Raw genomic sequence first — 5,375 nt, forward strand, 5'->3', positions numbered from 1 at the left:
AACTCGGACCTGAACAACGTCACCCTCACCACCTCCGCCGGCGCCACCGCATCGCTGCTCACCACCGATGCCACCAACGGCCTGCAGCTGACCATCGAAAACTGCTCCGTAGCCTGGACCGGCGCCGCAGCCCCCTACAGCTGCACAGGCACCAAAACCACCGTGGTCGCGTCCTCACCGGTGATCGCAGCGAACAAAGTCCTGACCAACCTCACCTCCCTGACCTCGGCCAAAACCGACAACCTCAAAGTCACCACCGCGTTCCCCGCCACCGCGAACAACGACTTCCAAGGCGCCACCTCCACCATCGCCTTCGCCTTCACCGGCACCCAGCGCACCGAAACCACCAAATAAGCGCTGAAACAGAACGACAAAAGCCCCGCCGGGCCTGGTCGGGCGCCCCCCTGCCCGATCAGGTCCGCCGGTAAAGCCAAACCCAACTACGAAAGGAACGCCAGGCAATGAGCACCATCACCAGCATCAACGAACCCGCAGTCCAGGGCCGGCGTTCCGCCCCGCAGGCTCTCGAAACCGCAGCACGAGTTACCGGGGCGGGTACCGCAGGGACTTCCGCCTCCGCGACCCGGCCCTCCGCCGTCGTGGTTCCGACGGAAGCTGACATCGCAGCGGGCAGTGGAAAACCGGGTGCCTTCCGCCGGATTGCCGGCACGGTGGGTAAGGGCATCGGAGTGGGCATGCTGGTCCTGGCCGCCATGGTGTTTCTGTTCCTGGCGATCGGGCCGCGTATCTTCGGCTACCAAACCTCAACCATGCTCACCGGTTCCATGGCCCCGCTGATCAACCCGGGCGACGTCGTCGTCACCGTCCCGACCCCCGTCAGGGACATCAAGGTAGGCGACGTCATCACCTACCACATCCCCGTGGAAGACCAGCGGGTGGAAACCCACCGCATTACCGAGATCACCACCACAGCCGACGGAGGATTCGCAGTCCAAACCAAAGGCGACGCCAATAATGGCATCGACCCCTGGATCGCCACCCTCCAAGGCAAAACCGTGGACAAGCAGATCGCCACCATCCCCTACGTCGGCAACGCCATCCGCGCCCTCCGCGAACCCATCGTCATGAACACCCTCATGTATGGCGCCCCCGCCATCCTGGTCTTGGGAATGCTCGCGTCCATCTGGACCAAGGACCCCAAAAAGTCAGTGCTGGAAGGCGCCGCAGCCCCCCAGGTATCCAGCGGTGAGTGAGGACCCGGGCCCCACGCAGCAGGCGTACATTTTGGAACCTTGCAGGCTGCAAGCGCTGGCTGATGAGTTGGGAGACTCAACACCAGCGCTCCGTTTTCTCTCCACCTACCTGTCCATGCTGCCTGAACGGATTCTCAGCATCTCCAGTGGCCTGTGCGAGCACGACGTCAACGCGAGCATGGATGCCATCCTGAGCCTGAAGATTTCCTCGGCCATGGTGGGCGCGCTGGACACCGAGGACCAGTGCCGGGCCATCGAGGGGATGATCCGGGAAGACCACTTCGACTCGGCTGTCCAGGCATTTCCGGCTCTTCAAAACTCTACGGACCGCTGCCTCGCTGCCGGACCCCAGTTACTGGGGAAGGCCCGGGAGGCGCTCTGCCCGAGGTCCAGGCCGCCCCACTAGGGTCTGGCGCTTATCGTAGTGTTCAGCGCTCAACAGGCACGCTGGTGTCTGCGGCCTTGACCTCATGCGGCACAAGAAACAGCGCGGCTACTGCCAACACGCCAGCGGCAGCGAACACATAGAAGCCGGCAGGGTAGGCAATGTTTGCGGCAACCAAGGTCCCCGTCACGGCAGGTCCAACAATCGCGCCGAGCCTACCTACCCCTGCGGCGAAGCCCAGGGCGGTTCCGCGGAGACGGGACGGGAACAGCTGGCTGACCCAAGCGTAGACCAGCACCTGCGAGCTAAAGACAAAGACGCCAGTAACAAATACGGCAGCGTTGAGCAGGAACTCGTTTTGGATCTTGACGCTCAGAATGGCCAGGAACACGGCCGAAAGGCCGAACCACATCAGCACGATCTTCTTGGTCCCATGCTTGTCGGCCAGGATTCCGGCCAGGAACAGGCCCGCGACAGCGCCCAGGTTCAGGACAAGCAGCAACGTCAGGCCAGTGCTCACGGGGTATCCGGCGGCCGCCATCAGCTGCGGCAGCCACGTGTTCAGGCCGTAAACCAGCAGCAGCCCCATAAATGACGCGATGCCAATGCCCAGGGCCACCATGGGATAGGGCTTCTGCAGGAGGTCGCGGAACCCGGTCTTTGGCTTTGTGCCCGTTGAATGCTCGACGACGGTCGTTGTGTTCGCGGGGTCACTCGCCTTCAGTTCGCTGGTCTTGGTCGGGCCAGACTTGGCCGAGCCGGGCCTGGTAGAGGCGGCTTCGGGGAGCGATTCCGGCAGCTTGACCCACAGGAAAGGCAGGAGCAGCAGCCCGGCCACACCGCCGATGATAAACATGAGTCGCCAGTTCGGAACGATGAAAATGGCCAGGAGGGCCGTTGCTACAGCGCCAACGTGGTACCCGGTCATGGTCCGGGTAGTGGACTTGCCGGCGGATCCGGCGGGAGCGTAGTCGTTGATGTATGCCAAGGCCGCGGGGAGGCAGGCGCCCAAGCCGAGCCCGGCCAGCATGCGAAGCAGCGAGAAGACGGCGACGTTCGGGGCAAAGGCAACTCCGATGGTGAACAGCGAGAAGCTTGCGACGCAGGCGATCAGCAGTTTACGGCGTCCGAACTTGTCTGAGAGCGGGGCGATGAAGAGAGCGCCAAGGCCCACGCCCACCAAGGAGATGGTGGCGGCGAAAGTGGCTCCGACTGCGTCGAAGCCTAGCTCGCCGGTCTTGATGAGTGTTGGGATGACGGTGCCGAGGACCACGAGATCGAACCCGTCCAGGACCATGGCCAGCCAACAGAGCCAGACAGGCCATTGGGAGCGGTGGGCAGATGACATCGTTGGCATAGCGTCCTCGGTGGTTAGTGCCGACCCTAGAACGGTCGGTCGGTCGGTTATGAGAGTTGTATCACCGCATGATGTTGCCTGGCACACGTTCTACCATTGAATGGAAGCTTGTGGGTACGTGTAAGCGAGTGACCCCAACAGTGACCGAGTAACAGTGGTCCGGAAGTAGTGCCCGAGAACAGTGACCGATGAACCAGGGAGCACGTCATGGCCAACTCAGCATCCGGCGATTCTGTGGTGGACCGCATTGTGCGGGTCATTGAGGCCTTTCCTGAAGGAGTGACCTCGCTCCAATTGAGCGAACTGGCCGACCGCGCCGGACTGCCGCTGTCATCAGCTCATCGGCTGGTCCGGCAACTTTCCGAGCATGGACTGCTGGATGTTGGTGCCGGCGGGACTGTTCGCCTCGGACTGCGTTTGTGGGAGCTCGTCAACCGGAATTCGCCCACACTGGCTCTGCGACAGGCCGCCATGCCCTTCATGGAGGACATTCAGCAGGTCCTCAACCAGAATGTGAACCTCGCCGTATTGGACGGATGGGAGGCGCTTTTTGTTGAGCGGCTTTCGCGGCGGGGATCGGTAGCCAACCGGGCGCGGATCGCCGGGCGCATGCCTGTCCATATTTCCTCGGCAGGGCTGGCCCTGATGTCACACCAGCCGCGGGAGCTGCAGGCGGAGTACCTCGAACAGTTCGCAGACCCATCCGGAAAAGTGACTGCCGACGTCGTGCGTCAATTCTTGGCGGAGGCGGCTCAACAGGGCTACGCCCAACTGGCTGGGGTGGTGGACCCGGACACGTGGGGTATTGCCGTGCCGGTGATGAATGCTAAGCGACGGACCGTAGCGGCGCTCGGAGTAGTGGTTCCCCTTGCGGAGATGCGGCTGCAGGCTCTGGTGCCCGCGCTCCAAACGGCGGCTCGGGGGATCGGACGCCAACTGGGGGACTAGCCCATCCTTCCGTTCAATGGATTTCCTGTAACGCCAATCACGCCATGCGGGCCACACTGATTTCAGATTCATCCCGCTTCCGAACAAGCCGGGATCCGCAACGAAGCGAGGACAGACCATGGCTCGAACACCAATCACCACCCAAGTCGCCATCATGGGAGCAGGTCCCGCGGGCCTCATGCTCTCCCACTTGCTGGCAAAACAGGGAATCGAATCCGTGGTGGTGGAGATCCGCAGCCGCAAGGAAATTCAGGAGACTGTCCGCGCTGGAATTCTCGAGCACGGCACCGTTAACCTGCTGGTCGATTCCGGCGTTTCGGACCGGGTGTTGCGCGAAGGTGACCGGCACGACGGCATTGAACTGCGCTTCAACGGTGAGAGCCATCGCATCAATTTCAAGGAACTGGTGGGGGAGTCCGTCTGGCTATATCCCCAGACGGACGTGTTCATGGACCTCGCCGCGAAGCGCGAGGCCGACGGCGGCGACGTCCGTTACAGCGTCACCGAAACCAGCGTGCATGACCTTGAAGGCAAGCCGAAGGTCAGGTTCACCGATGCCGATGGCCAGGATTTCGAAATCCAAGCCGACTTCCTGGTGGGTGCCGATGGGTCGCGCAGCCACTGCCGCTTCCAGATCCCCGAAGCAAACCGCAAGTGGTACTTCCACGAGTACCCGTTCGCATGGTTCGGAATCCTCGCTGAGGCACCCCGCAGCGCCGACGAGCTCATCTATGCCAACTCTGCGAACGGCTTTGCCTTGATCAGCCAGCGCACCGAAACTGTTCAACGCATGTACTTCCAGTGCGACCCCAAGGAAAACGTTGCCGACTGGGATGACGAACGCATCTGGTCCGAGTTCCGCAAGCGCGTCAACGGCAACGGCTTTGAGCTCAAGGAAGGGCCCGTCCTGGAAAAGATGGTCCTGCCTTTCCGCAGCTTCGTGCACACCCCCATGCGTCACGGCAATCTTTTCCTCGCGGGCGACGCTGCGCACACCGTCCCGCCCACCGGCGCCAAGGGCCTCAATCTGGCTATCCACGACGTCAAGGTGCTCTTCGAAGGCCTCGATTCGTTCTACTCGAACGGTTCGACTGCGCTGCTCGATTCCTACAGCCAGCGAGCCCTGGACCGTGTGTGGAAGGCCCAGCACTTCTCGTACTGGATGACGTCCATGCTGCACACCGTTCCGGGAGCCGACGACTTCGATCGCGCCCGACAGCTTGGTGAGCTTCACTCCGTTGTCACATCTGAGCACGCCAAAGCGTATCTGGCTGAGTCGTACACAGGCTGGCCGACTGCGCGGTAGGTCTGGTCGCGGGTCGCAAGTGGGCGGCAGCGGCGCACCCCGATTAACGTCAGCCGGGCCACGTCACCTTTATGTTCTTTGGGGTGTGTGGTGGTGGTTGCGTCGGGGTGTTTGTTGGGGGTCGAGGTGGGGTGGGGGGATGAACCAGGGGACACCGGTTGTGAT

The 5,375-nt window shown here is 62.3% G+C and carries 5 protein-coding genes and 1 pseudogene; 5 read left to right on the plus strand and 1 reads right to left on the minus strand.

Translation table 11 applies throughout. The features are described from left to right. The 3 genes and pseudogenes from A477_RS0117115 to A477_RS0117125 form a co-directional block, all read left to right on the plus strand. Window positions 1-354, plus strand: a pseudogene (locus A477_RS0117115) (TasA family protein); the annotation flags it as partial. Between the two features lie 107 nt (window positions 355-461). After that, a complete protein-coding gene (locus tag A477_RS0117120) occupies window positions 462-1,214 on the plus strand; it encodes a signal peptidase I (protein ID WP_017200158.1) in 753 nt (250 codons plus the stop codon). Continuing rightward, window positions 1,207-1,620, plus strand: a complete 414-nt coding sequence (locus A477_RS0117125; RefSeq protein WP_017200159.1) for an Hpt domain-containing protein — start codon at window positions 1,207-1,209, stop codon at window positions 1,618-1,620. Before A477_RS0117120 ends, A477_RS0117125 begins: the two co-directional genes overlap by 8 nt. Before the next feature lie 22 nt (window positions 1,621-1,642). Here the strand turns inward: A477_RS0117125 and A477_RS0117130 are convergent, their stop codons facing one another. Next, entirely contained in the window at window positions 1,643-2,956 is a 1,314-nt protein-coding gene (locus A477_RS0117130) for an MFS transporter (protein ID WP_044569110.1), read from the minus strand. A gap of 207 nt (window positions 2,957-3,163) precedes the next feature. On the opposite strand from A477_RS0117130, the gene A477_RS0117135 reads away from it, so the two are divergent. Together A477_RS0117135 and A477_RS0117140 are read left to right on the plus strand one after the other, a co-directional pair. Then, window positions 3,164-3,904, plus strand: coding sequence for an IclR family transcriptional regulator (locus A477_RS0117135; RefSeq protein ID WP_017200161.1), 741 nt, complete (start codon window positions 3,164-3,166; stop codon window positions 3,902-3,904). A gap of 118 nt (window positions 3,905-4,022) precedes the next feature. Next, complete coding sequence (locus A477_RS0117140) at window positions 4,023-5,210, plus strand: 4-hydroxybenzoate 3-monooxygenase (protein ID WP_017200162.1); 1,188 nt, start codon at window positions 4,023-4,025, stop codon at window positions 5,208-5,210. Window positions 5,211-5,375: the final 165 nt, after the last annotated feature.

It is taken from the genome of Arthrobacter sp. M2012083 (assembly GCF_000281065.1).
Taxonomy (GTDB): Bacteria; Actinomycetota; Actinomycetes; order Actinomycetales; family Micrococcaceae; genus Arthrobacter.

Excerpts from the sequence above, each read along its gene's own strand:
- A477_RS0117135 (WP_017200161.1), top strand. The coding sequence starts at position 3,164 with ATGGCCAACTCAGCATCCGGCGATTCTGTGGTGGACCGCATTGTGCGG.
- A477_RS0117120 (WP_017200158.1), top strand. The coding sequence starts at position 462 with ATGAGCACCATCACCAGCATCAACGAACCCGCAGTCCAGGGCCGGCGT.
- A477_RS0117130 (WP_044569110.1), bottom strand. The coding sequence starts at position 2,956 with ATGCCAACGATGTCATCTGCCCACCGCTCCCAATGGCCTGTCTGGCTC.
- A477_RS0117140 (WP_017200162.1), top strand. The coding sequence starts at position 4,023 with ATGGCTCGAACACCAATCACCACCCAAGTCGCCATCATGGGAGCAGGT.